23 protein-coding genes are annotated in these 23,424 nt (G+C 46.3%); 10 read left to right on the forward strand and 13 right to left on the reverse strand.

The window, feature by feature from the left end:
- Positions 1–54 precede the first annotated feature (54 nt).
- Complete coding sequence (locus tag QUA42_RS14840) at positions 55–1,254, reverse strand: phosphoglycerate kinase (protein WP_333137939.1); 1,200 nt, start codon at positions 1,252–1,254, stop codon at positions 55–57.
- A 183-nt stretch (positions 1,255–1,437) separates the two neighbouring features.
- On the opposite strand from QUA42_RS14840, the gene QUA42_RS14845 reads away from it, so the two are divergent.
- Positions 1,438–1,851: a universal stress protein gene (locus tag QUA42_RS14845; protein ID WP_333128466.1), complete on the forward strand. Its 414-nt coding sequence runs from the start codon at positions 1,438–1,440 to the stop codon at positions 1,849–1,851.
- A 326-nt stretch (positions 1,852–2,177) separates the two neighbouring features.
- Complete coding sequence (gene ylqF, locus QUA42_RS14850; protein WP_333137940.1) at positions 2,178–3,032, forward strand: ribosome biogenesis GTPase YlqF; 855 nt, start codon at positions 2,178–2,180, stop codon at positions 3,030–3,032.
- A gap of 19 nt (positions 3,033–3,051) precedes the next feature.
- Here the strand turns inward: ylqF and QUA42_RS14855 are convergent, their stop codons facing one another.
- On the reverse strand, positions 3,052–3,867 hold the full coding sequence (locus tag QUA42_RS14855; RefSeq protein WP_333137941.1) for an MOSC N-terminal beta barrel domain-containing protein: 816 nt from the start codon (positions 3,865–3,867) through the stop codon (positions 3,052–3,054).
- A 233-nt stretch (positions 3,868–4,100) separates the two neighbouring features.
- Here QUA42_RS14855 and QUA42_RS14860 point away from each other — a divergent pair, with 233 nt between their 5' ends.
- Positions 4,101–4,826 (forward strand): carbonic anhydrase, encoded by a 726-nt coding sequence (locus tag QUA42_RS14860; RefSeq protein WP_333137942.1) that lies wholly within the window; start codon positions 4,101–4,103, stop codon positions 4,824–4,826.
- 124 nt (positions 4,827–4,950) lie between these two features.
- On the opposite strand, the gene QUA42_RS14865 is transcribed toward QUA42_RS14860, so the two are convergent.
- On the reverse strand, positions 4,951–6,138 hold the full coding sequence (locus QUA42_RS14865) for a tetratricopeptide repeat protein (protein WP_333137943.1): 1,188 nt from the start codon (positions 6,136–6,138) through the stop codon (positions 4,951–4,953).
- A gap of 299 nt (positions 6,139–6,437) precedes the next feature.
- Here QUA42_RS14865 and QUA42_RS14870 point away from each other — a divergent pair, with 299 nt between their 5' ends.
- Positions 6,438–6,707 carry a GlsB/YeaQ/YmgE family stress response membrane protein gene (locus QUA42_RS14870; RefSeq protein WP_333037423.1) on the forward strand — a complete coding sequence of 90 codons (270 nt, stop codon included), beginning with the start codon at positions 6,438–6,440 and terminating at the stop codon, positions 6,705–6,707.
- Between the two features lie 228 nt (positions 6,708–6,935).
- Here the strand turns inward: QUA42_RS14870 and sppA are convergent, their stop codons facing one another.
- The 3 genes from sppA to QUA42_RS14885 form a co-directional block, all read right to left on the reverse strand.
- Complete coding sequence (sppA, locus tag QUA42_RS14875) at positions 6,936–8,756, reverse strand: signal peptide peptidase SppA (RefSeq protein WP_333137944.1); 1,821 nt, start codon at positions 8,754–8,756, stop codon at positions 6,936–6,938.
- A gap of 248 nt (positions 8,757–9,004) precedes the next feature.
- Positions 9,005–10,054 carry a type 2 isopentenyl-diphosphate Delta-isomerase gene (fni, locus tag QUA42_RS14880; protein ID WP_333137945.1) on the reverse strand — a complete coding sequence of 350 codons (1,050 nt, stop codon included), beginning with the start codon at positions 10,052–10,054 and terminating at the stop codon, positions 9,005–9,007.
- Positions 10,055–10,200: 146 nt separating this feature from the next.
- Complete coding sequence (locus tag QUA42_RS14885; protein ID WP_333137946.1) at positions 10,201–10,884, reverse strand: SDR family NAD(P)-dependent oxidoreductase; 684 nt, start codon at positions 10,882–10,884, stop codon at positions 10,201–10,203.
- Positions 10,885–10,961: 77 nt separating this feature from the next.
- Between QUA42_RS14885 and QUA42_RS14890 the strand changes: the two genes are divergently transcribed.
- Positions 10,962–12,071: an S-(hydroxymethyl)glutathione dehydrogenase/class III alcohol dehydrogenase gene (locus QUA42_RS14890; protein ID WP_333137947.1), complete on the forward strand. Its 1,110-nt coding sequence runs from the start codon at positions 10,962–10,964 to the stop codon at positions 12,069–12,071.
- 189 nt (positions 12,072–12,260) lie between these two features.
- The gene (gene fghA, locus QUA42_RS14895; protein ID WP_333137948.1) at positions 12,261–13,115 is read left to right on the forward strand and encodes an S-formylglutathione hydrolase; all 855 of its coding nucleotides are present in this window, start codon (positions 12,261–12,263) and stop codon (positions 13,113–13,115) included.
- A 190-nt stretch (positions 13,116–13,305) separates the two neighbouring features.
- Here fghA and QUA42_RS14900 read toward each other — a convergent pair whose 3' ends face one another.
- Complete coding sequence (locus tag QUA42_RS14900) at positions 13,306–14,220, reverse strand: branched-chain amino acid transaminase (protein ID WP_333137949.1); 915 nt, start codon at positions 14,218–14,220, stop codon at positions 13,306–13,308.
- 270 nt (positions 14,221–14,490) lie between these two features.
- Between QUA42_RS14900 and QUA42_RS14905 the strand changes: the two genes are divergently transcribed.
- Entirely contained in the window at positions 14,491–14,859 is a 369-nt protein-coding gene (locus QUA42_RS14905; protein ID WP_190662931.1) for a Lin0512 family protein, read from the forward strand.
- 461 nt (positions 14,860–15,320) lie between these two features.
- Here the strand turns inward: QUA42_RS14905 and QUA42_RS14910 are convergent, their stop codons facing one another.
- Positions 15,321–16,160, reverse strand: coding sequence for a DUF4142 domain-containing protein (locus tag QUA42_RS14910; protein WP_333137950.1), 840 nt, complete (start codon positions 16,158–16,160; stop codon positions 15,321–15,323).
- A gap of 71 nt (positions 16,161–16,231) precedes the next feature.
- Positions 16,232–17,236, reverse strand: a complete 1,005-nt coding sequence (locus tag QUA42_RS14915; RefSeq protein ID WP_333137951.1) for a hypothetical protein — start codon at positions 17,234–17,236, stop codon at positions 16,232–16,234.
- A 610-nt stretch (positions 17,237–17,846) separates the two neighbouring features.
- Between QUA42_RS14915 and QUA42_RS14920 the strand changes: the two genes are divergently transcribed.
- Positions 17,847–18,011 (forward strand): hypothetical protein, encoded by a 165-nt coding sequence (locus tag QUA42_RS14920; protein ID WP_333137952.1) that lies wholly within the window; start codon positions 17,847–17,849, stop codon positions 18,009–18,011.
- A 378-nt stretch (positions 18,012–18,389) separates the two neighbouring features.
- Complete coding sequence (locus QUA42_RS14925; RefSeq protein WP_333137953.1) at positions 18,390–18,632, forward strand: ChaB family protein; 243 nt, start codon at positions 18,390–18,392, stop codon at positions 18,630–18,632.
- 223 nt (positions 18,633–18,855) lie between these two features.
- Here QUA42_RS14925 and QUA42_RS14930 read toward each other — a convergent pair whose 3' ends face one another.
- Entirely contained in the window at positions 18,856–19,488 is a 633-nt protein-coding gene (locus tag QUA42_RS14930) for a hypothetical protein (protein WP_333137954.1), read from the reverse strand.
- A gap of 250 nt (positions 19,489–19,738) precedes the next feature.
- On the opposite strand from QUA42_RS14930, the gene QUA42_RS14935 reads away from it, so the two are divergent.
- On the forward strand, positions 19,739–20,458 hold the full coding sequence (locus QUA42_RS14935) for an SAM-dependent methyltransferase (protein WP_333137955.1): 720 nt from the start codon (positions 19,739–19,741) through the stop codon (positions 20,456–20,458).
- A 200-nt stretch (positions 20,459–20,658) separates the two neighbouring features.
- Here QUA42_RS14935 and QUA42_RS14940 read toward each other — a convergent pair whose 3' ends face one another.
- From QUA42_RS14940 to QUA42_RS14950, 3 genes are all read right to left on the reverse strand, one after another.
- Positions 20,659–21,759: an iron-containing redox enzyme family protein gene (locus QUA42_RS14940; RefSeq protein WP_333137956.1), complete on the reverse strand. Its 1,101-nt coding sequence runs from the start codon at positions 21,757–21,759 to the stop codon at positions 20,659–20,661.
- A gap of 172 nt (positions 21,760–21,931) precedes the next feature.
- Positions 21,932–22,546, reverse strand: coding sequence for a rhodanese-like domain-containing protein (locus tag QUA42_RS14945; protein ID WP_333137957.1), 615 nt, complete (start codon positions 22,544–22,546; stop codon positions 21,932–21,934).
- Positions 22,536–23,306, reverse strand: coding sequence for a sterol desaturase family protein (locus QUA42_RS14950; protein ID WP_333137958.1), 771 nt, complete (start codon positions 23,304–23,306; stop codon positions 22,536–22,538). Before QUA42_RS14950 ends, QUA42_RS14945 begins: the two co-directional genes overlap by 11 nt.
- Positions 23,307–23,424: the final 118 nt, after the last annotated feature.

Genomic DNA, 23,424 nt, shown 5'->3' on the forward strand with positions numbered 1-23,424 from the left:
AGGATATAGACCTGCTTCCAGCAAGGCGGGCAAAGCCCGCCCTACTTAACTTAATTAAGCTTCATCTAAAGCAGCAACACCAGGCAATTCCTTACCTTCGAGCAGCTCCAAACTAGCACCACCACCAGTAGAAATGTGGCTCATTTGTTCACCTAAATTCAACTGTTCCACAGCCGCCACCGAGTCACCACCACCGATAATTGTGGTAGTACCAGTTTTAGTAAGTCCAGCCAAAGAATGAGCGATACCTTCAGTTCCTACAGCAAACTTCTCCATCTCAAACACGCCCATGGGCCCGTTCCAGATGACACTTTTGCAATCGGCCAAAGCATCTTGGAAAGTTTTTACTGAATCCGGGCCGATATCCAAACCCATCCAACCGTCGGGGATGCTTTCAACAGAGACAGTTTGAGTGTTAGCATCAGCAGCAAACTTGTCAGCAACTACCACATCAGTAGGTAACAGAAAAGTAACTCCCCGTTCCTTCGCTTTAGCTTCCAAAGACTTAGCCAATTCCAGCTTGTCCTCTTCCACCAAAGACTTGCCAACGTTCAAGCCACGAGCTTTGTAGAATGTGAAAACCATGCCACCGCCCAACAGCAGTTTGTCGCACTTTTCGAGCAGTTTTTCGATGACTCCAATCTTGCTGGAAACCTTAGAACCGCCGATTATAGCAGCTAAAGGACGCTGAGGATTGTCGATCGCACTGCCGAGATATTGCAGTTCCTTCTCCATCAAAAACCCAGCCACAGAAGGACTCAGATACTTAGTAACGCCCTCAGTAGAAGCGTGAGCCCGGTGAGCCGTACCAAAAGCATCATTGACATACAAATCGGCCACAGAAGCTAACTTCTTAGCAAATTCCGGGTCGTTGGCCTCCTCCTCTGGGTAGAAGCGGACATTTTCCAGCAACAGCACATCGCCATCTTGCATCCCGGCGACTGTAGCAGCGACTTCATCACCGATGCAGTCGTCAGTCTTTTTGACTTCTTTACCCAACAATTCCGACAGCCGTTTCGCAACCGGCGTCAAGCGCAACTTCTCCGTCACACCCTTGGGACGGCCGAAGTGGCTGCACAAAATCACCTTAGCGCCCTTGGACGCTAAATCTTGAATTGTCGGCAGAGCCGCCCGGATGCGAGTATCATCGGTGATATTGCCGTTGTCGAGCGGCACGTTAAAGTCCGCCCGCACCAATACCCGTTTGCCCGATAAGTCCGATGCCGATAAATTTGCTACAGTTTTTTTTGTCACAGGATTAACCTCCTAATATGTGTGTTTTTGTCGAATTCCGTTGAAATGGCGGCACTGGTCACTTGCACTTGGGCCTCGGACGCATTCAACCGCGTCCGTACAAAAAACGGAAGATGAAACAAACGGCACTGATTGGCTCAACGTAAACATTTTATCGGAGTCCGCGTCCCGGAGATGCGCAGTATGTTCAAGACTGTCTTATTTCCTGTAGATCAAAGCCGAGAAGCCCGCGAAGCTGCCGAAAAGGTGGTCAATATCGTGAAAACCTACGGCTCTCGCTTAGTTATTCTCTCGGTAGTCGAGCCCCCAGCCGAGGAGGCCGACGCCCCCGCGCGAGAGGTGATGACTTCCCCCGAAGCAGTCGCCAAACTTCTTTCTGAGGCCCAATCGATGTTTTCCCAGCAGGGAATTGAAGCTGAAATCATCGAACGGGAAGGCAAACCTGCTTTCACGATTTGCGATGTGGCTGACGAAATTGGGGCCGATTTGATTGTGATGGGCTGTCGGGGGATGGGTTTAACCGATGATGGGGCGTCTGACAGCGTTACCAATCGGGTGATCAATCTGTCTCCTTGTGCAGTTTTGATTGTGCCTTAAGGAAGGAAGAAGGAAGAAGGAAGACGGAAGAGGGAATAAGGAAGAAGGAAGAAGGAAGAAGGAGGAAGGAAGACGGAAGAGGGAATAAGGAAGAAGCCAGAAAGAAAACTCTTTCTTTTTACTTAATCTCAGCAGTGTAAGTTAGATACTTAACAGCTTACTTTTTCATTTTCCCTTTTTCATTTTCCCTTTTCCCTCTTCCCTTTTCCCTCCTTACTTCTTGATTCCTTACTTCCTGATTGCCTCCCTAGTTCCTTCCTTTGTAATTCTCTCTTTCCTTACACTCATCCTTCTTCCTTCTTCCTTCTTCCTTCTTCCTTCATATTATGAAAATTCACTGGTATCCCGGTCACATTGCCAAAGCTGAACGGGCATTAAAAGAACAGCTAAAGCGGGTAGATGTGGTACTCGAAGTCCGAGATGCCCGCATTCCATTGGCTACTTATCACCCCCAAATGCCGAGCTGGGTGGGCGGCAAGCCGCGAGTCTTGGTCATCAACCGCATGGATATGATTACACCTCGATCGCGCGAGGCGTGGGAAACATGGTTTGAGGCCCAGGGGGAAACTGCGTATTTTACCAATGCCGAGCACGGTCAAGGAGTAGACGCTGTGGCGGATGCCGTGCAGGATGCTGGGGTGCAGCTAAATAAAAGAAGGTTCGATCGAGGTATGCTGCCCCGTCCAGTCCGGGCAGTGGTGATGGGATTTCCCAATGTCGGAAAATCTGCTTTAATTAATCGGCTGTTAGGGCGGAGAGTGGTGGACAGTGCCCGCAGAGCTGGAGTAACCAAATCGCTCCGATGGATTCGCATTTCTGACGAAATTGAATTATTAGACGCGCCTGGAGTGATCCCAACCCGAATTAACAATCAAGAAAATGCCATAAAATTAGCTATTTGCGAAGATATTGGCGAAGCAGCTTACGACAATCAGGTAGTAGCAGCAGCGATGGTAGATTTGCTCCGAGGGCTGCAAGCGGCTGATGAGACTTTGATATCAATATCTGGTTTCAAATCCAGGTATAAATTAGATCCAGCATCTAGTAATGGTGAAGATTATTTGCACGAGGTCGCAAAAGACAAGTATAAAGGAGATGTCGAACGAACGGCGCGGCAGATGTTAAACGATTTTAGAACTGGTGTTTTGGGTCAACTTTCTTTGGAGTTGCCGCCGGCTTGAGCAGACTCGTAACCTACAACTAATCAGAAATGGTATTCAATAGAGAGTTGCTGACGCTGAGAATGTGAACTTCGTCTCCTATGTGTAATATTTTTTCGGCTGCTTGAGGTGCGAGTCGCGTGTTAACTATCAGCCGACTAAAGTGATTTAAATGCCCTTTTTTTACCAAGTCAGGCATGATTTCCTTCTGCTTGGCTGTTAGTATATTTTTAAAATTGGGTTCGCCTGCTTTCGCCCCATACTTTCGCGTAGATAGGATACATGGCTGACCGGGATGAATAGCTTCAAATATTACTGTTCCTATTTTAAACCTCACAATTTCATCGGATTGTGAGAAAAGTTGGTCTTCCCAAAAAGCCGGGACATCTCCTATTTCAATATTAGCTCGCAAGCGATGGCGCATCTCATTAACGCAAACTCTCGGAAACCAAGATGCAACTTCGGCAATTGTTTCGGTACTGATAATGCTTGGCCCTGGTGCAGCGGTATTGTGGGGAAAACCAGTCAGCAAGTTTTCAATTAACTTGACGGGAAAACCGAAGTAGCTGCTCAACCAAGATTCTATTCCCAAGCGTTCTCTATCTACATGAAAAAATATTTCTTGTTCGGTGCCTTGAATTTTTAGGCCGGCAATTCTCTTTTTGATATCAAAGGATAAGCGTAGAAAACGGACTCCGCTGTTGTGCTTAGTGTTAACAAATTCTCCGGCTGCATCGCAGATTGCAAAAGAGCGATCGCCTTCTAGAGCTCCGCTGGCTAGAATAGTTGCTTGACTGACTGCTATGCCGTCAAGGGACTTGACCGGATAGATATGAATGCTGGCGACGTATGACATTTCGAGCCATTGATAAAAAATAGTCGTTTTAGATACATTCTAGCATCCCTGTCCGTAGAAGGATGACTGCCGTTGATTTTACTAAATAAAATATGAATGAAATAAAAATGGGCTACTTTTTTGAAGTTTACATTGTGCCGGAGCAGCTTGTAAAGAAAAATCAAAGAAGTCTGACTGAGCTTGTGGTATATATTATGCTAACAAATACAAACAATTGAACCGAGTTGCAAGCAATGACTAAAAGCGAAAGAACAGGTATGATTTCGCGACGGAATTTAATGCTGAGGGCTGGTGCAGGGATGCTGGCGGCCAGCATTGCACCAGCGTTTTTACAAGCCGAAGCAGCAAAGGCAGAGGCAATCTCTGACATTACTCCTACTGAGATTACTCCTAACACTGCTCTTAAGAAATTGATGGAGGGTAATCAACGCTACATTGAGCAAAAACGGACATTTCCCGACCAAGCTCGATCGCGAGTTGTAGAAGTAGCACAGGGTCAACATCCGTTTGCAACCATCCTGGCTTGTTCTGATTCGCGCGTTGCTCCCGAAATTATTTTCGACCAAGGATTAGGGGACTTATTTGATATTCGAGTAGCTGGAAATTTTCTCGACGATGTGGTTCTCGGGAATATAGAATATGCGACCTTAGAATTAGGCGTGCCACTATTAGTAATTCTGGGTCACGAACGCTGCGGTGCTGTCAAAGCAGCTTTAGATGGTAAAGCTGTTCCGGGTCACATTAGCACTTTGGTGGCGGCGATTAAACCGGCAGTTGATTCGACCAAAGGTCAAAAAGGCGATGCCTGGGATAACGCAGTCAGAGCTAACGTGAAAATGAATGTCAATCAGTTACAATCCTCCTCGCGTATTTTAGCTGAAGCAGTCAAAGCGGGCAAGCTTAAAGTTGTTGGGGGCCGCTACGATTTGGATAGCGGCAAAGTAGAGATAATTGCTTAATTTTGCTGGTAATTTTCAGAATTTTTAGGGTAGTGCCAAGAGTGCCTACCCTTGGGGAGCGAGGGGAAACCATCGGGGATTGCCCCTAAAATTTATTGGGCAACGATAAAGTAGATATGCAAGTTTAAAGTAAACCCATTTCTTGTAGTCCTCGGCGCAGGCGTTCTGCTTCAAATGGGCGGCGCTGTTCGTGAAGGGCGATCGCTCTTTTGAATTCTGCTAAACTCTCTGGCATTTTGCCAATTTTCAGCAGGGCTACTGCCAAGTTTTGATGAGCTTCCGCGTGTTCTGGATCGATTTTAATCGCTTGTCGGTAATAGGCGATCGCATGGGCTAAATTTCCGGCTGCCTTCAGCGTCAGCCCTAAATTGTAGTGACCTGCTGCAAAATTGGGGTCGATTTTTAAAGCTGCTTTGTAAGCTTTTTCAGCAGATTTCAAATCTCCTTCCTCTTTGAGCAAATTGCCCAAATTATTGTAAGCACCCAACTTGAGGGGCGGGAACACATTTGTATTAATTGCGGCTTGATAGTGTTCTTTTGCTTTGGCAAACTGCTGCTGCTGGCGATAAGCAATTCCCAAATGATAGTTTAGTTCGTAAAGAATAGAATCATCAATTGCCGCAGCAGTCAAGCCTTTGGTTAATAAATTAATTCCCCGCCCGATTTGCCCGGTTTCTACATACAAAGCGCCTAATTTGCTACAAGCATAAGCATCGTTTGGATAATAAGCAATATAGCGTTCCATTGCTGCTTGAGCTTTTTGGAATTTACTTTTTGCGGCGATCGCATCTTTTTGATAACCAGAGTGCCAAATCGCCACATCGGGGAGAGAAGCTATTTTCCATTGTGGTTCCCTCTGCAAAATCTCAGCCACGCTGTCGTCTACCATTGCGTGGTAAGGGCGAGAAAAGCGGATATCGAGGCGATTGCGAAACAAGCGCGACACTAGGGAATAGGGAGACTGAGAGGCACCGATTTCTTGGCGGATGAGATTGATTAGCAGCAGCCGATCGCTCGCAATTGCCTGCTTTATTTGAGGTACAACCTCCGGTACTAAAACCTCATCGGCATCCAACACCAAAATCCAGTCGCCCTGGGCGTGCTTCAGACACTCATTGCGCGCCGCTGCGAAGTCGTCGCACCATTCAAAGTCATAAACCCTCGCCCCGCATTCTCGGGCAATTTCACGGGTGCGATCGCCCGATCCCGTATCCACTACCACCATTTCGTCAACAACACCCTTAACGCTGTCCAAAGTCCGCGACAGTGTTGCCTCTTCATTCTTCACAATCATGCACAGAGTCAGATCCATCGGGCGCAAACTTTCCTCGTTTCACAAAATTATTGTAATTTTTTTACCAGTAAAACACAAACAGTCCCAGAAAAAATTCTCCTATTTCCCTTTTGGTTTGAGCATAAGTGCCTTTGTTCCCTAGAAAAAGTGGGTTAACTCTTTTGAGATATTAAAAAGCCTCAAACTGAGACAATTGATGAGAAATCCTACCACTTCCGGTTCCTCCCTACGGTAGAGGTAAAGGCTCGATAGCGGTTGTTATTCTAAGAACATAAGACAAGGGACGAGAAAAGTTTAAGTATTCAGGAGAAAGAGAAATGGGAATTATTGCTTGGATCGTTTTAGGACTGATTGCCGGTGCGATCGCCAAAGCCATTTATCCGGGAACTCAAGGCGGCGGTTTTCTGGCAACAACAGGTTTAGGAATTTTGGGCGCGCTCGTGGGAGGTTATCTAGGTCAAGTCTTACTGGGGACGAGCGGGGGAGCATCCTTCGGAGCATTGACTCTACCCAGCATAGCTTTTGCAGTCGTAGGTGCGATCGTTCTACTTTTCATCTGGGGATTGTTAACTCAGCGTGCTGCATAACAAATATTGCCAATTCCCAGTCGATAGACTTTTAAGGTATTCATAAACCCGGTTTCTGGAAGAAACCGGGTTTTTCAGTTGTTTGTAGGTGCGTCAGCCTACTTTTACCAAATCCGCGTTAAAAACCCCTATCATACTCAGCGCTGGCAACGGTTCAATAGCAAAACTTTCGTCCACACAGAGGGGGACTGAAGAATAAAGGGGTAAAAATCCCGGACTTGGTATTAATTAATCAATCCGCAAATTGAAAGGCAAGCGAACATAAACCCCCTGCGGGTCATTCATCGACTTGATCACAGCCAATTCATCTTGCATTTTCTTAAATTCGGCCGTTAGCGGGTCGAGTTTGGTGGCTGGTTTCAAAACGTGAACGCCGGAAATTTTTTCCAAAATTCGCTCCTCCAAAGTGCGGCGTTTTGGATATTCTTCCAACTTCCAATCGTCGCCGAGTTTAGCTTGTTTCGCCGCCTCTGTGACAGCATCTTCAAGACCGCCAATTTCATCGACTAAACCCAACTCTTTCGCCGCCGTACCAGACCACACCCTGCCTTGAGCAATTTCTTGTACCTTGTTTTTCGGCAGTTTGCGGGAGTTGGCGACTTTAGTAATAAATCGATCGTAAATGCGATCGACTATCCTCTGAATATTCGCCAATTCTTGAGGATTTTTGGGACGGGAAACCGTGTTAGTATCCGCAAAGCGGGCGGTTTTCACAACGTCCCAAGTCAGGCCGTTGTTAGCAGCCAACTTTTCGGCGTTAAACAGCATTCCAAAAACGCCAATAGAACCAGTAATCGTATTGGGTTCGGCAAAAATGCGGCTGGAACCCATCGAAATCCAATAGCCGCCGGAAGCTGCTAAATTGCCCATTGAAACAATAACTGGTTTCTTTTTCCCCGTCAGCATCACTTCGCGCCCAATGACTTCGGCCGCCGTCGCGCTGCCTCCGGGACTGTTGACGCGCAAAACCACTGCTTTTACGTCGTTATCTTCTCGAATTTTCCGCATTTCTTGAGCGATGCGATCGCCTCCTACTTCAGTCGGGCCCCCTTCGCCGTCTACAATTTCTCCCTCGGCGTAAAGTATAGCAATTTGGTTTTTCTTGTTAGCGTGAGTTGAGTTTTTATTCTCCGCAATTTTCGCATAGTTTTTCAAACTAATTTGCTTGAAAGATTTGTCTTCGCGATCGGTTCCTGTGAGTTTTTTGAGTTCGGTCGATATTTCGTCAAAGTATACAACTTTATCAACTAACTTGTTTTTGAGAGCTTCGTCAGCCATCAAAGTTCCGCCATTATCTGCAAGCGCTTGCAGTTGCGGAACAGTCACTTTGCGGCTCGGAGCGACAGTTTTCAGGTATTCTCCCCACATATCTCCGAGCAACTTTTGAGTTTGCTGGCGATTTTCGGGACTCATTTTTGTGAGCAAAAACGGCTCAACGGCTGACTTGTATTTGCCGACGCGAGTCACTTGCACTCCGACGCCGTATTTTTCCAAAGCACCGGTGAAAAACATTCCCTGACTGCTAAAACCGTTGATTTCCAAAGCGCCGTAAGGATTGACGGCAATTGTATTAGCAACGGAACCGAGGTAATAATCTCGCTCATTCCAGTCCATCTGGTAAGCAAAAATGGGTTTTTTGGCATCTCGGAAACGCTGCAAGGCAGATCGAACTTCTTTGAGATTGGCAAACCCGGTGCTGCTCGAATCCGAGCTGCCTTCGAGATAAAGGCCAACTATTTTCGGGTCTTTTTTCGCATATTCGATCGAGTCTAAAACAGTCCGCAACGTTACTGTATCGCCGGAATCTTCCGAAAGCACTTCTTCAATCGCCGCGCTAGTGCTACGGCTCGGTTTGCTGTCGGTGATATTTAAAGAAAGGTCTAATACCAATACAGACTTATCTTTAACTTGCGGGCCTGAATCTTTAGACGACGATGCCGCCACAGCAATTAGCAGTACCAGTCCCCCCAATCCGATGCTGCCCAGCAGCAACATTCCTAGGAAGGTTCCCAGTAAACTGGCACAGGTATATTTTAGGAAATCTTTCATTAGATAATTGGTAATTAGTTATTAGTCAATAGTCAGTAGTCATTAGTTAGAGTATATCCGGTGAGAGTAGAATGATACCGAGACGAGAGTCCCGCTCGCACTGCAATCGGAATGATATTTTTCCGATGCCAGCGGAAACGATATTATGGGTAATTCCTGCAACTAGGATTTAGCAATTATCCTCTGTCGTAGTTATTAGCTAATGACTTTTGACTGCTGACTAATGACTTTTGACTGCTGACTCACTTTTATCTTAACCTTTCCAAAACCCCTGAATGTTTTAGCTCATCCAAATTACCGCAGCCCGTACAGAACATCACGGTGGCGATTTCTGCAATTAAAGCCTCAGCTAGAAGGGCTGCGGCTGATTCCGATTCCGCTGCAGCTTGTAGAAACGGCCGCGCCAGTCCCGCAATATCCGCGCCAAGAGCGAGAGCCTTCGCTGCATCCAACCCATTCTGCAATCCTCCAGAGGCAATCAGAGGAACATCGGGCGCTACGGCGCGGGTGCTGACAATGCACTCGGCTGTCGGTATTCCCCAGTCTGCAAAGGTGGCGCCTAACCTGCGCTGCTTGCCATCTTTAGCTCGCTCTCCTTCTATTTTCGCCCAAGAAGTGCCTCCGGCCCCGGCAATGTCGATCGCACCTACCCCGGCGGCGAGCAATTTCTTTGCCATTTTTCCTGAAATACCGTTGCCAACTTCTTTAGCAATAACTGGTACTGGTAATTTATCGCACAATTTGGCAATTTTATCTAGCAGTCCTTTAAAGTTAGTATCGCCTTCGGTTTGAACGCACTCTTGCAGCGGATTGAGGTGCAAAATTAGGGCATCTGCTTCTAAAATATCAATAATTTTTTGGCACTGTTCCAAACCGTAATTGTAGTTTAATTGAACCGCTCCGATATTGGCAAATAGCAGAATATCTGGAGCCCGCCGTCGGACTGCAAATGTAGGAGCTAGTTGAGGATTTTCTACGATGATTCGCTGGGAACCGACTCCCATTGCCAGTTTGTATTCTTGAGCGACATCGGCGAGGCGATAATTGATTGTCTGGGCTAATTCTGTGCCGCCGGTCATCGAGGAAATTAGCAGGGGAACTGCTAGTTTTTTGCCGAGGAATGTGGAGGTTAAATCAATTTCAGTGCGATCGAGTTCCGGCAAACAGCAGTGTTCAAAACGGTAGCGTTCGAGGCCGCTGGTAGTTTCGCGAAATTGTACGTCTTCTTCGAGGCAAATCCGCAGGTGGTCTGCTTTGCGGGTTTCGGTTTGCGAGGGGGATGTTAGCGGCAAGTTCACAGTGGCTATTTGGGGAAAGAGTTTTGAGTTGGGAATATAGCAATTTTATTTCATTTTTGAATTTTTTTTAATGAACCGCAGAGAGCGCAGAGGGCGCTGAGGAGAAGAAAAGAGAGATGTTTGCAAATCCTGTAAGGGTTGCTGTATTATCCCGGAACAGTCAGTGGCATTCCGTTATCTGAAGCTTTCAACTTGAGTAAAAAAGGAACTGCTTTTTGCACCCAGGCTTTGACTGACGGGTAATTTGCTGCATCTTCGCCGAAACAAATGTCCAGCATATCTGTGTGAATTATCCCCGGATTCAAAGGAACTGCTGCCATACCTCTGGGCAATTCTTGAGCGAGCGATCGCGTAAGTCCTTCTATTGCCCACTTGGAAGCGCAATAGGGCGCGACTTCCGGCGAAGTTGACCTTCCCCAACCCGAACTAAAGTTGACAATTATGCCACTTTTTCGAGCAATCATTGCCGGGACAAAGTGACGAATTACATTAGCCGTACCTTTAATATTAACATCAATTACCTGGGAAAATTCTTCGTTACTGACATTCCAAAGAGGCGCGAGATGATTAGCTACACCTGCATTATTAATTAGCAAATCTGGTGGCTCATTTTTTGCCAAAATTTCTGTTGCCCAAGCTTTTACTTGCTCGTCGTTAGTGACATCCAAACAAGTAAAATGATGGGGCGCACTATGTTTTTTGTTGAGTTTTTCCACCGCTTCGGAAGAACGGGCGCATCCCAAAACTGTATGTCCCAATTCAATAAAATTTTCGGTCAGGGCAAGACCTAGACCGCGACTGACTCCGGTAATTACAATTAATTTGGTCATAGATTTGCTGATTTTTGACATTAAGTAATACAATACATATTGACTGGTGAATTGACAAATCGATCGCAGGAGAAAGCATGAAAGTAAAAGCAGCAGTTGCTCGCAGTGCCGGCCAACCTTTGAGCATTGAAACGGTGGATCTGGATGGGCCGAGGGCTGGAGAGGTGCTGGTGGAAATTAAAGCCACGGGTGTTTGTCACACTGATGCTTACACTCTTTCGGGTGCCGATCCAGAAGGCTTGTTTCCGGCTATTTTAGGCCACGAGGGAGCCGGGATAGTCGCAGAAGTTGGGCCGGGAGTAACGAGTGTCAAAGTGGGCGATCGGGTAATTCCTCTCTACATTCCCGAATGCCGCAACTGCGAATATTGTTTGAGCCGCAAAACTAATCTCTGTCAAGCAATTCGCGTGACTCAAGGCCAGGGAGTGATGCCCGACGGCACGAGCAGGTTTTCCATAGACGGGCAGAAACTTTACCATTACATGGGAACTTCTACCTTTGCTAATTATACAGTATTGCCGGAAATTGCAGTAGCAAAAATTCGCGAAGATGCTCCTTTTGATAAAGTTTGTTTGATCGGCTGCGGCGTAACAACTGGCATCGGCGCTGTCATAAATACTGCGAAAGTAGAGCCTGGTTCTAATGTGGTAGTTTTCGGTTTAGGCGGCGTGGGTTTGAATGTAATTCAAGCAGCTCGTATGGTGGGAGCTAACATGATTGTCGGCGTAGACTTGAACCCCGATAAGCGAGAGATGGCGGAAAAATTCGGCATGACTCACTTTGTCAATCCTCGCGAAGTGGAAGGTGATTTAGTGCCTTATCTGGTAGATTTAACCAAAGGCGGAGCTGATTACAGTTTTGAATGTATCGGCAACATTAATGTGATGCGCCAAGCTTTGGAATGCTGCCACAAAGGTTGGGGCGTGAGCGTAATTGTTGGGGTAGCAGGAGCCGGTCAAGAAATTAGCACCCGCCCGTTTCAGCTAGTAACTGGCAGGGTTTGGAAAGGGACGGCTTTTGGCGGTGCGAAAGGTCGAACTGATGTTCCTAAGATTGTTGATTGGTACATGGACGGTAAAATTGATATTGACAGTCTCGTAACTCAGGTAATGCCGATCGACAAAATCAATGAAGCCTTTGATTTGATGCACAAAGGTGAATCAATTCGCACAGTTTTGACTTTTTGAGTTTTTGAAGGAAGAGGGAAGAGGGAAGAAGGAAGACAGGACTTACGGAAAAAGTGGTTTTACGCGCTACCTATAGGCGTAAGGTAAACGGCTGCACCCTACATAACTTCTCTTTTCTCTCTGCCTCTGCGTCCTCTGCGCCCTCTGCGGTTAATAAAAAATTTCCTTCACAAATGAAATAGAATTAATATGATATCAGAATCCCTAAAACTGCACAAAGAACAGAAAAGTTTCGGTGGCAAACTCGGCTTTTACAGCCATCAATCCTCCGCTTGCAACAGCGAGATGAAATTCGCTGTTTATCAGCCGCCGCAAGCTTTATCTCAACCCGTACCAGTTTTGTATTTTCTATCAGGTTTAACCTGCACGGAAGAGAACTTTATGGCAAAAGCAGGGGCGCAACAATTTGCGGCAAAATTCGGGTTAATGTTGGTTGCGCCCGACACTAGCCCGCGCAATACTAGCATTCCTGGAGAAGATGACGATTGGGATTTAGGAAGTGGTGCGGGTTTTTATGTTGATGCGACAGCCACACCTTGGAATTCTCACTATCGGATGTACAGTTATGTGGTTGATGAATTGCCCAATTTAATCGCCGAAAATTTTCCAGCGATACCAGAAAAACAGGGAATTTTCGGTCATTCGATGGGCGGACACGGGGCTTTAATTTGCGCTTTGAAAAATGGATCTCGCTATCTTTCAGTTTCCGCATTGGCGCCTATTTCGGCGCCAATGCGCTGCCATTGGGGACAAAAAGCTTTTGCAAACTACCTCGGCAGCGACCAACAGATTTGGAGGGCTTGGGATGCTAGCGAATTGGTACTTGAGGCGCAATACAACCGTCCGATTCTGATTGACTGCGGCACTGCTGATTCGTATCTGGCTGACGGGCAGTTGTTGCCGGAAGTGTTTGCGGAGGCTTGTGCAAAAGCGGGACAGCCACTAACTTTAAGGATGCAGGAAGGTTACGATCATAGCTATTATTTTATAGCTACTTTTATGGAAGAGCACATTCGGCATCACGCGGCTGTTTTGTGCGGGTAGTTCCTAGCAGGAAGCCGGCAAGATGCCGGCTCCACAACAACTGGTTCTTAGGCTCTGCCTGGGAACCGGTATCCACAAGCTCTGCCTCGCATGGCTGGCATGAAATGTGGAGGCAGAGCCTCCTGATGTGCTTTACCAGGCAGAGCCTGATAACGAGTGAACTCGCTTCTACGAGCACAGGTATTTTCGGTTAATTAAGATCAATCGGAAATACCCAGTCTTTATACTGGCTGTCGCGATTTTCGATAATCGCGGTTAGTTTGTCCAAAATCTTTTCGGTGATGGGTCGGTTTTTGGGCAATTGATAGTTTTCTACTCGCTTAATTGGCGTAATCTTCGCGGCGGTTCCGCAGAGGAAAATCTCGTCTGCAATCAACAGTTCTGATCTATCAACGGGTCTTTCTATGACTTCAATTCCTAAGTCTCTAGCGATAGTTATAACGCTGTCTCTGGTAATTCCTTCGAGAATATCTTGCTCGAAGCCGGGGGTAACTAATTTACCGTTTCTGGCGACAAATATATTCATTCCTGAAGCTTCGCTGACTTTTCCTTGAGAATTCATCATGATCGCTTCGTCGAAGCCGGATTCTACTGCTTCTGTTTTAGCTAAAGCTGAGGTAATGTAAGCGCCGCTAATTTTACCTCTTAAGGGCAAACTGCGGTCTTCTTGGCGGTACCAAGAGCTAATTCTACAGTTGACTCCTTCTTTGGGCAAATAGTCTGAAAGTTCTAATCCGTAGACAAAAAAGTCGGTTTCTACGTTGTGCAGTCGCGGGGCAATTCCTAAACTGGATGTGTAGATAAAAGGGCGGATATAAAAGGATTTTGTTGGTTGGTTTTTCTGGACAAAATCAATAATTATTTGTTGGATTTTGCTGGCTGGTAAATCGCAGTGAAGGAAGCTGGCACTTTGACTTAATCTTTGACAGTGGCGGTCTAATCTAAATAGCAATATTCGATCGGGATTTTGGGGGTCGGGAATTCCCCGCAACCCGCCTAAGACTCCGGTTCCGTAGTGCAGTGCGTGGGTGGCTATGGAAATTTTGGCGTCGGTAAAGGGGAGAAATTGGTTTTGAAAGTAGGCAATTGGTAGAAAACTATCCATGATTCAAGCTGGCGATGAGTTTTGCAGTCCGCTAGGAAAGCTGAATTTGGTTATATTACCATAAGTTATACCATTTGACATTTGAGATTGAGAATGGCTGATTTGATAAGGGTTTGAAGCTTGCCTACAGTTGGATTGTTTTTAGACTGGTATTATTCTTTTGTTGTTAAATCGATTGATAAAATAATATCAAAAGCCGTCTATTAGGTTGATAATTGTTTGGGGAAAGAGTGCGATCGACTACAAACAAAAATCAACCAAGGGGCAACTATGGCACGTAAATGTTTCATCATCGAAATGGGGATGGGGGTAGACCAGCACGGGCAGGAACCGACTGTAGCCTGTGCAAGGGCTGTACGGAATGCGATCGCCCACAATGCTTTGCTGGGGGTCTGGGAAGTTGCGGGTTTGACTGACCCCAATCAGATGATTGTTGAGGTAAAGGTGGCTGTTCCTTACCCGGAACAAGTGCGGGAACAGGAGGTGTTGGCGGTGCTACCTTTCGGCAGCAAAACTCTGATTGTGGAGCAAGGAGGGATGATTGTGGCAGGAAGGGCGATCGCCTCTCTGAATGATAAAAATGATGAAATGCTAATCGCTGTGGCGGCTGTGAGTGTTTTTGTGGAAACTGAGGATTAATTAATTTTGTGTTGTTTGAATAAATCGCCCGATCGCACTTGTTTGTTTCCGCGATCGGGCGATCGAACGCCTGTCTGTTAAAAAATGATTTATTTAGACTAAGTTGTAGCGTGCGTCAGAGACATGGCATGAAATATCGTAGAAAATCTGAGGCTCTGAGGCACCCTATAACTTAGTCTGTTCAACGGTAAGGTTTATTTGCGCCTACCTAGTTAATTTTGAAGTTTTAATGGATAATTTTTAATTGTTCAGGCGACCGGGTATGTAAGCAATCCAGCAAAACCCTACGATTAATAACAGCCACGTCGCTGTAATATTGCTGCCCAACAAACTGCGGAGAAAATCTTCCATTGTTCTCAAAAATTATAGGGTTTAAAAGAATTTATTAGTGTTCCCTCTCCGATCGGCAAAGGTAGAGTGCGATTTGCTTTTAGGCGATCGCACTCTACATCCTCTACCTCCTATTTGGGCTGGCTGGTATCTGCCAACATTTGGTTAACCATTTGCAAGTGCGCCTGAAGGTTCGGCAACTTCTGGGTGGCCCAAGCCTTCAAGTCGGCATCTTGTCCCTGTTGAGATTGAGCCTGAAACACAGAAATAGCCTGATTGTGGCTCTCGATCATAGCCTGCTTGTAAGCAGTGTCAAAACTTCTACCGGAGAGTCCCGAAAGTCGCTCCATCAAAGCTGTGTTCTGGCTGCTCATTTCGGTTGGCAGTTTTACGCCTTTTTGCATTGCTACCTGCATCAGTTCTTGATTAGCCTGGGTGTGTTCCTCAACCATTTCTTGCCCGTATTGTTTCACACTAGGACTAGAACCGCGCTGCACTGCCAATCTGCCGAGTTCCACTTCGAGCATACCAAGTTGACCTGCTTGCATGACAAAGTTTCTGTCTTGGCTGCTGAGAGAATTAGGCGAAGTTTCGCCACCTGTTGGAGTGTTGGGAGAACGGCTGGGAGTGTTGTTGATGGGGCTATTTGGAGAACGGCCGGGAGTGTTGTTGCTGGGGGTAGTTGGAGTGTTGGGAGAACGGTCGGGAGTGTTGTTGCTGGGGGTATTTGGAGTGTTGGGAGAACCGCCAGGATTGTTGTTGTTAGGATCTGTAACAGAAGGTCCCGGAGAATTAGGATCGTTTAAGTCGCTATCAGCAAGCTCAAAAACTCGATCGCCCGACTGGTTGAAGCCGTTAGTCTGGCGGTTTAATTCTGCGAATCCCGGCACAGCTATCAAGGAACTAACGCCGGCAATTCCGGCAACTGTTACCAATTTTTTGAACAAACTTTTGCGATTGAGTGAAGTCATGAATTTCTAAGCCTCTAAGTTGTTTTCAAAAGTACGTGAAGCGAAGCTATCCCGTAGGGAATCGCCCGAAACTACCGATGGGAGGGTGTACTGCCTTTCCGAAACAAGTTGATCAAACCAAAGGCGCCCAAGGCACCCAGCCACCCGAAATTGTTGGGGCTATCGCGCCGAGCACTCAAAACTCCAGAATTAGTATCAGCCGGCGTCGATGTGGTATCGGTTGTACCGGTTGTACCCGTTGTGCCCGTGCCTGTTGTACCGGTTGTACCCGTTGTGCCCGTGCCACTCGTACCGGTTGTACCCGTTGTGCCGGTGCCTGTTGTACCGGTTGTACCCGTTGTACCGGTGCCCGTCGTATCGGTTGTACCGCTTGTACCCGTGCCAGTCGTACCAGTTGTACCAGTTGTACCCGTTGTACCCGTGCCAGTCGTACCGCTTGTACCGCTTGTGCCGGTGCCAGTGGTATCGGTTGTACCACTTGTGCCGGTGCCAGTGGTATCGGTTGTACCGCTTGTACCCGTGCCAGTCGTACCCGTTGTACCGCTTGTACCGGTGGTATCGGTGCCACTCGTACCGCTTGTACCGGTGGTATCAGTGCCACTCGTACCGCTTGTACCGGTGGTATCGGTGCCAGTCGTACCCGTTGTACCGCTTGTACCGGTTGTATCGGTGCCAGTCGTACCAGTTGTACCCGTTGTACCGGTTGTATCGGTGCCGCTTGTACCCGTTGTACCGGTTGTATCGGTGCCAGTCGTACCGGTTGTACCCGTTGTGCCAGTCGTACCGCTTGTACCGCTTGTACCGCTTGTACCGCTTGTACCGATGCCACTCGTACCGCTTGTACCGGTGGTATCGGTGCCAGTCGTACCGGTTGTACCGCTTGTACCCGTGCCAGTTGTACCGGTGCTTGTACCGCTTGTACCGCTTGTACCGCTTGTACCTGTGCCAGAACCGCCACCAGCACCGCCGCCAGCACCGCCCGACTGGGCTGAAGCAGGCACTGCTAAGGAAACCGTTGCTAAACCTAAAGTACAAGCGCTTGCTAAAACAACTTTCAACAATTTAGAAGATTTCATGGTAATGCTTGCTTTTGCATATAGTGCTGCGATCGCTTGTGATGCCAAAACCGCAGGGTCAAATTGACAGCGTAACGTGCAATTTTTCTAACCTTCGCTGCGGAATAATGAAGGTAAGGGAGCGTATTTAGTCCCGTTTCCTGGATTGTTTCCCACGGAAAAATTAGACCGCCGCGTTAACAGTTTATAAGCTATTAGGTATCGTTCAAGTTCGCCATTCATCTTTAGGAATATTTGACAAAATGGCTTTTTATTTCAGGTGGTGGATGAAATTTGATTGAGCGGCCGACTAGCTATATCAAAATTTGTGTACGGGGGATAGAAACCGGGCTGATATCAAAAATATTGGGTTGAGTAATGAGACATATACAAATCAACCGGGTTTCTGAGACAAGCGCGTGGCTATTCCTATAAATTTTCCCCGGCAGCAGGTGCTTTGAGCCAGAAATTATTGATTTTATTACTGTCAATTTTAGGTTAGTCCTATGCCAGAGGAGTTAGTTGTAAATTTTTTGAGCGCTATTTTTCCTTAACTTGCTGCTGGCAATTTTGCCCCTCGTAGCATACGGCTCAAACTTTCTCAGGAAACTAAATTCTCTCAAAACGCCCGATGGCTCGCTCTGAGTCGCCAGAACACCTGCAACCTCGCAACAGCAAGGCTTTTGACTGGGATTTGAGTTGCCTCAAACACGAAGGCGAACTGAGGGCTATCCGAGTCGTGCCCGCGCGACATGAAATTAACCAACGGTGGCGCAGTCGTCAGAATTGCTTGTGAGTGCGATCGGCTAAACTCTGATAGAGTCAAGCCAAAACTATGCCAGATAGCGCTTATTCCCTCACACATTTCACAAGCAGAGATTAAGTAGGCTGTATCGAATTATTGCCAGAATTGCCTATCTAATGTTCATCGCTTTTTCTAAATTCGCAAGTGAAAAAGCCGAAATCAGATTAATGATTGTTTCAGAAAATAAATTACCCAAATCCGGGCCAACCAGCAACGGCAAGTCACTTCCCTTAGCCATTCATAAGAAATTTAATATTACATCTGTCTTGGGAATGATAAAAATGCGGTTTAAAACTTGCTTATAGAGAGAGGAAAGTAGTTGCTTCTTGTATATAACCTTAAAGATAGGTTTAATAATTAGAGGTCATTATGCCAGAACAACAATTTGACACCTTACCTTCGGAAGCACAACAACTCCCCCAAGGGGCGAAACAAATTTTTCAGGCGGCTTTTAAGAGCGCTAGCGAAGATGGAATGAGCGCCGATGGTGCTGCTAGCGTTGCTTGGAACAGCGTAAAATCTGAATACGTTCAAGGCGAAGGTGGCACGTGGCATCACAAGGGCGACGATACTAACCAAACCCGCAAATCTGTACAGTCTGGTGGCAATTAGTTATCAGCCATCAGTAATATCGTGTCCGCTAACATAACCCCTCTCCGTTGTGTAGTGAGGGCTTCATTCCTCAACTTTTGATGAGAACGAAGAATGCTCACTACCAACCAATTGCAGTGACGTTATTCTAGCGGGCATGATATCCTCAGTTATTAGCAATGTACTCATCACTTGTCGTTAATGCTTTACGTCGATAGCTGTTGTAATCGCGGTGGTACATAAGTTAATTCAGCCTGTTAATAGGCTGGCGCATATCCCATTGCAATTCCGCTAAAACTAGCAAGCTCAATACCATTACTGCTCCCGTAAAGAGGAAAAGCCAACCGCCCGTGTAAGGCAAAATCAAAATTCCCACCAGGTGAAGTAAACTTGCGGCTACAAGCGCGCGCGATCGCACTGCAAATCCCGTCCCCAAATACCCTATTCCGCTCATTCCCAACCACAGGGGACAGAGATTAGCCAACACTTTTCCCCAACTGAGAAAAATTGCTAAATCGGTAAGCAACAATCCTAATAACATTAGTATTACCCAACCGTAAAGCACCCAAATCAGGCGTTCTATTTTGACCCAAGAGTATGTCATGCTTACCATTGCTGCTGTACCTACGAGGCTGAGGGCTGACCACAAACCAGCTTGCAGCATCCAACTCACAGAAAAAAATTGTGCTGTGCCGAAGATGGGTATTAACAGCAAGCTCCACAGCAAGCAAGTTCGATCGAGACAAGTATAAAATTGTGAATAAAATCGATCTTTGCCAAGTGGAAACTGAACTTGCCAAAGCCCTTCTAAATCCTGAACCTCAATGTTAAGCTGTTTCCGGCGCAAAGGCGGAACAGAATAATTAAAAAAGGTCATATCTGACAATATTAAAACTTACCATTATTTGCTTAGGTACTATCTCACCAGCAATCGCTATATAATTGCAATCTGTCAATCGGATTAATCTAGTTAATTTGATAATCTATCGGCAGTAATAGTTATTCGCTCCCACCAGATAAAACAGGAAAAGAGAGATTGCACAAGTTGAGAAAATAGCTCTTGGGACAGATTGCGGGAGTATTACATATTCGATACTTTTAAAATAGTCAACTTGGTTACAGAATTTATGCTCACTTCATCCCACCCTCTGAAACAGGTATTCCACTGCCCGGAAGAATCTGATTTTTACGCGCACTGCTTGGAAAGTTTAGTGTTAAATGCTAGTGACAATTCTCGACTTATCGTAGAGTTTGGTTCTGGAGAGGGAAGTCCAGTTATTAAGTCTTTGCTGAGAAGTGATTTTGATGGGACAATACAGGGATTTGAGCTAAATAATGTAGCTTGGAAAATTGCTCAGTCTCAAATTAAGGAATATCAACTGATCGAAAAATATACGGTCAACAATTGCTCTTTTTTTGATTCGCCTTTATACGAGTCGGCGGATTGTGTCATCTCAAATCCGCCTTACTTGCCCGCGGTGGATGATAAGATTTACCAGCCGCTGTTGCACGGCGGGAGTGATGGTTCGACAATTGCTAAGAAACTTTTATCTCTGGGCTGCGATGAAGTTTTGCTGATGGTTTCTAGCTATTCTAATCCTGTGGGTTTGATCGATTATGCCTTGGATCGAGGCTACTCGGTTGCGAATTTTGAAATTGCACCTTTAACTTTTGGCTATTATAGTTCGGAACCCAAAGTGAAAAGCGCGATCGCTACTCTCAGAGAACAGGGAATGGCTTTTTATTCGGAAAACATCTATCTGTTGGCTGGAGTTTTGTTTAAGAAGCACCAAAAGTCGCAAAGAGATTTGTCGATCGAGCTCATTCAGTTAATGACAGCATTTTAAAATACAGCGCTGGTAGGGTGCCTCTGAGATGTTGCACCATTGTCAGCAACAGGCAAGATTGTCAGCAACAGGCAAGATGCCTGTTCCACAAGAAATAAACTCTTTGTGGAACAGGCATCTTGCCTGTTCCTCAAAAGCTTATTGAGAAGGGTGCAAGATCTAGGGTGCATCAGTCTCTGACCCACCCTACGATATAGCTGTTAATTGTGTTCTGTGGCTTGGATCGATCGCACCACAGCAGCCCCAGCCCGATCGCCGATCGACTTCTCCTGATCGTACCCCAACACCAGCTCCCAAGCGTCCTGCGGGTATCTATCAACCAGCGGGATCGCCACTTCATCCAACATCCAGCGGCCGTGACGCTCGTCTTCTTTGATGTGCAGTTCCCAATAACCCATAGCAGCCTGCGAGAGGCCCAAACGCTGGGCAGCGGCTAGATAATTGCGGTAAGCAACGGGCCCCGCCACCTCAAAATAAGTGAGTCCGCCGTTGTAGCGCAGAAAATGGCGCTTGCGTTCCGTCAGCAGAAAGTTGTGATTAATGCTTGCGAGCACTTCCCAAGGCACTAAATCGAAGTACGCTTCTGGTTCTGTACTCATATCGAATTCAGCCAGCATCTGAGCAAAAAAGGTCGAGTGCTTGCGGGGGAGGCGACCGCCGCCGTATTCTTCGATCAGCACTCGGGTAAGAGTACACTGAATTTCGTTGCCGGCGCCGCCGAGGATGCGAGAAAGGCGGCTGGCTTCCACTAAACCGTCGAAAGAGGCGATCGCCAGCAGGTGTTTGTATCCCTCTTCAGTCATCTGTTCCCGCTGGTAGCGATCGATCTCAGTTAGGGGAGGATCGACATCGGCGGCCGCGCGATCGCGCAGGGCTTGCTTGACATCCGGCAATTTTTGCAGCGCTGCAACGTCGATTTGCGCCAGTTCCCACTGCTGCCAAGGTTCTTCAATGCGATCGCGCACTGAACGCAAATAGTGCGATCGTTCGTTATTGTAGCGGCGCAAATCGTCGTACCAAAACAAATTGAGGCGGTTGATGCGGTAAAGCACGCGCTGCAAGAAGCGGTGAGCGGCCTCATCGCCCGGTTGCTGTTGGTAAGCTGCTTGAATTGCATAGGCGATCGCGCTTTCAAAATCGCTGACAAGTAACGGTTTTGCCGCCACCGTCTTGTCTAAATCCTCGACTTCTAGCAAATTGACAAATTGCCGATCGGCTGCTTCGTAATTTGGGGGTGCGGGTTGCTTTTTGGGAAGACTCGGCGAGTCTATTTTGGGGAGTAAATCTGCCGTGTTTTGCATGGAATCAACTTATTATGACTTTGATTATTGTGCTGCCTGCCCAAACAGCCAACCGTTGCAGATTGCTGAGGATAATGGCTACTTTTCTTGAAGATAGCTAATCTGTCAGCAGGATACACCTTTCTATTGATAGAGATTTGACCCAAATCTATTTGGTCACAACTGACCGGATTCATTCCGAAAGCATGGTGACTGAGGGAGACTTTATCAAGGTGTGCAAAGTAATTGGGGCTAATATCTGAGCATCTTTTGCAGCCGGCACTGCTTCCCGCCACGCTTTGATACCGCCTGAAAGGACAACAACATTCAGGCTAATATCCTTAATCTTATTAGTCTCATTTCCTCCAGATTCTTGGGAATACCGAGCGACTTTTTCCAACTGTTTGTATGCTTTAACCGATCGCCCTCCTCTGGCACAATAAAGTACAATTACGGGCTGAGTCCGCTCAGATTTAACCCTAGCTTTTACAATGGATTGAATCTGCTTGACACCGAACCCCATCTCAATATCAATTATGGGAACAAGGGGACTTTCACCGATGCGATCTTCCGCGTATTCTTCGGGCGATCGCACATCGATCAAAATCACTGGTTTCAACTTACCCTGCTGCAATTCGGCAACAGTTACTTGTTTCGTATTTAAACTGGCGATAAAAGTTAGGATATCCATGTGATGAAATAGGGCCACTGCACCCACAGAAGCAACACTCGTCAAGCCAAAACCCATAATTACCAGCAAAATCCGAAAATAGCGATTAATACCTGGTTTTGCATTTTTATCTAGCATTTTTCATCATCCTTGAAAATGGAAATAATATTTGTCCGACATATCCAACAGGTATAGAATTATAAATTCCATATTTATCAGGCATTTTTTTCGCTGGCATATACATAGTACCAAATAGCCAATCTAACAGTGGCAACTGAACAGCAAAGTTTTTGTTGTAGATTTCGGGAATTCTACTGTGATGCCAGTGATGAAATTGTGGGGTTGCTACGAACCATTTTAGGATACCAAATTTTAATTTAATATTAGAATGAATTAAGAAAGCGATCGCCGCCGAATAAAGAGCATAAGCCACCAAACTCTCCTTAGTAAATCCCAACCAGTAAAGAGGCATTATTTTGCAAATCTGAGTAAAGAGTTGCTCGCAGGGATGCACCCGCACTGCTGCTAACCAGTCCATGTGTTCAATGCTGTGATGGACAGCATGAAATTGCCAAAGCCAGGGTACTTCATGCAGCAGCCGGTGAGCAATATAATATGCCATATCTGAAACGATAACTGCTTCTGCCAACTGCAACCACACAGGTTGAGAAGCTACTTTGCTTTGCAATTCCGCGTTGAGTAAATTAGTCATCAGTGACCAAGTTACAGTCACAACAATAGCGCCCCCTCTGCCAATAAAGTGACCTGTAAAAAAATAAGTGGCATCGGTTGCCCATCCGAGACGGAATATCTTTTGCTTGTGCAAGGATAAGATTCTTTCGAGGGGAATGAAGATGGCCGCTAAGACGATGAAGCCTTTGACAATTTCAGGTAACATGAGATTCTGATTAATGTCGATATTTACTTAAATACGTCGCTACTATAGCAATCCTAAATGATTTTCTATATTTATAAACAATCCTAAATAATTTTCTGTGTGTAAGTATATTGACGTA

This window comes from Microcoleus sp. Pol11C2 (genome assembly GCF_036701505.1).
Lineage (GTDB): Bacteria > Cyanobacteriota > Cyanobacteriia > Cyanobacteriales > Microcoleaceae > Microcoleus.

Excerpts from the sequence above, each read along its gene's own strand:
- QUA42_RS14845 (WP_333128466.1), top strand. The coding sequence starts at position 1,438 with ATGTTCAAGACTGTCTTATTTCCTGTAGATCAAAGCCGAGAAGCCCGC.
- ylqF (WP_333137940.1), top strand. The coding sequence starts at position 2,178 with ATGAAAATTCACTGGTATCCCGGTCACATTGCCAAAGCTGAACGGGCA.
- QUA42_RS14855 (WP_333137941.1), bottom strand. The coding sequence starts at position 3,867 with ATGTCATACGTCGCCAGCATTCATATCTATCCGGTCAAGTCCCTTGAC.
- QUA42_RS14860 (WP_333137942.1), top strand. The coding sequence starts at position 4,101 with ATGACTAAAAGCGAAAGAACAGGTATGATTTCGCGACGGAATTTAATG.
- QUA42_RS14865 (WP_333137943.1), bottom strand. The coding sequence starts at position 6,138 with ATGGATCTGACTCTGTGCATGATTGTGAAGAATGAAGAGGCAACACTG.
- QUA42_RS14870 (WP_333037423.1), top strand. The coding sequence starts at position 6,438 with ATGGGAATTATTGCTTGGATCGTTTTAGGACTGATTGCCGGTGCGATC.
- sppA (WP_333137944.1), bottom strand. The coding sequence starts at position 8,756 with ATGAAAGATTTCCTAAAATATACCTGTGCCAGTTTACTGGGAACCTTC.
- QUA42_RS14885 (WP_333137946.1), bottom strand. The coding sequence starts at position 10,884 with ATGACCAAATTAATTGTAATTACCGGAGTCAGTCGCGGTCTAGGTCTT.
- QUA42_RS14890 (WP_333137947.1), top strand. The coding sequence starts at position 10,962 with ATGAAAGTAAAAGCAGCAGTTGCTCGCAGTGCCGGCCAACCTTTGAGC.
- fghA (WP_333137948.1), top strand. The coding sequence starts at position 12,261 with ATGATATCAGAATCCCTAAAACTGCACAAAGAACAGAAAAGTTTCGGT.
- QUA42_RS14900 (WP_333137949.1), bottom strand. The coding sequence starts at position 14,220 with ATGGATAGTTTTCTACCAATTGCCTACTTTCAAAACCAATTTCTCCCC.
- QUA42_RS14905 (WP_190662931.1), top strand. The coding sequence starts at position 14,491 with ATGGCACGTAAATGTTTCATCATCGAAATGGGGATGGGGGTAGACCAG.
- QUA42_RS14910 (WP_333137950.1), bottom strand. The coding sequence starts at position 16,160 with ATGACTTCACTCAATCGCAAAAGTTTGTTCAAAAAATTGGTAACAGTT.
- QUA42_RS14915 (WP_333137951.1), bottom strand. The coding sequence starts at position 17,236 with ATGAAATCTTCTAAATTGTTGAAAGTTGTTTTAGCAAGCGCTTGTACT.
- QUA42_RS14920 (WP_333137952.1), top strand. The coding sequence starts at position 17,847 with ATGGCTCGCTCTGAGTCGCCAGAACACCTGCAACCTCGCAACAGCAAG.
- QUA42_RS14925 (WP_333137953.1), top strand. The coding sequence starts at position 18,390 with ATGCCAGAACAACAATTTGACACCTTACCTTCGGAAGCACAACAACTC.
- QUA42_RS14930 (WP_333137954.1), bottom strand. The coding sequence starts at position 19,488 with ATGACCTTTTTTAATTATTCTGTTCCGCCTTTGCGCCGGAAACAGCTT.
- QUA42_RS14935 (WP_333137955.1), top strand. The coding sequence starts at position 19,739 with ATGCTCACTTCATCCCACCCTCTGAAACAGGTATTCCACTGCCCGGAA.
- QUA42_RS14940 (WP_333137956.1), bottom strand. The coding sequence starts at position 21,759 with ATGCAAAACACGGCAGATTTACTCCCCAAAATAGACTCGCCGAGTCTT.
- QUA42_RS14945 (WP_333137957.1), bottom strand. The coding sequence starts at position 22,546 with ATGCTAGATAAAAATGCAAAACCAGGTATTAATCGCTATTTTCGGATT.
- QUA42_RS14950 (WP_333137958.1), bottom strand. The coding sequence starts at position 23,306 with ATGTTACCTGAAATTGTCAAAGGCTTCATCGTCTTAGCGGCCATCTTC.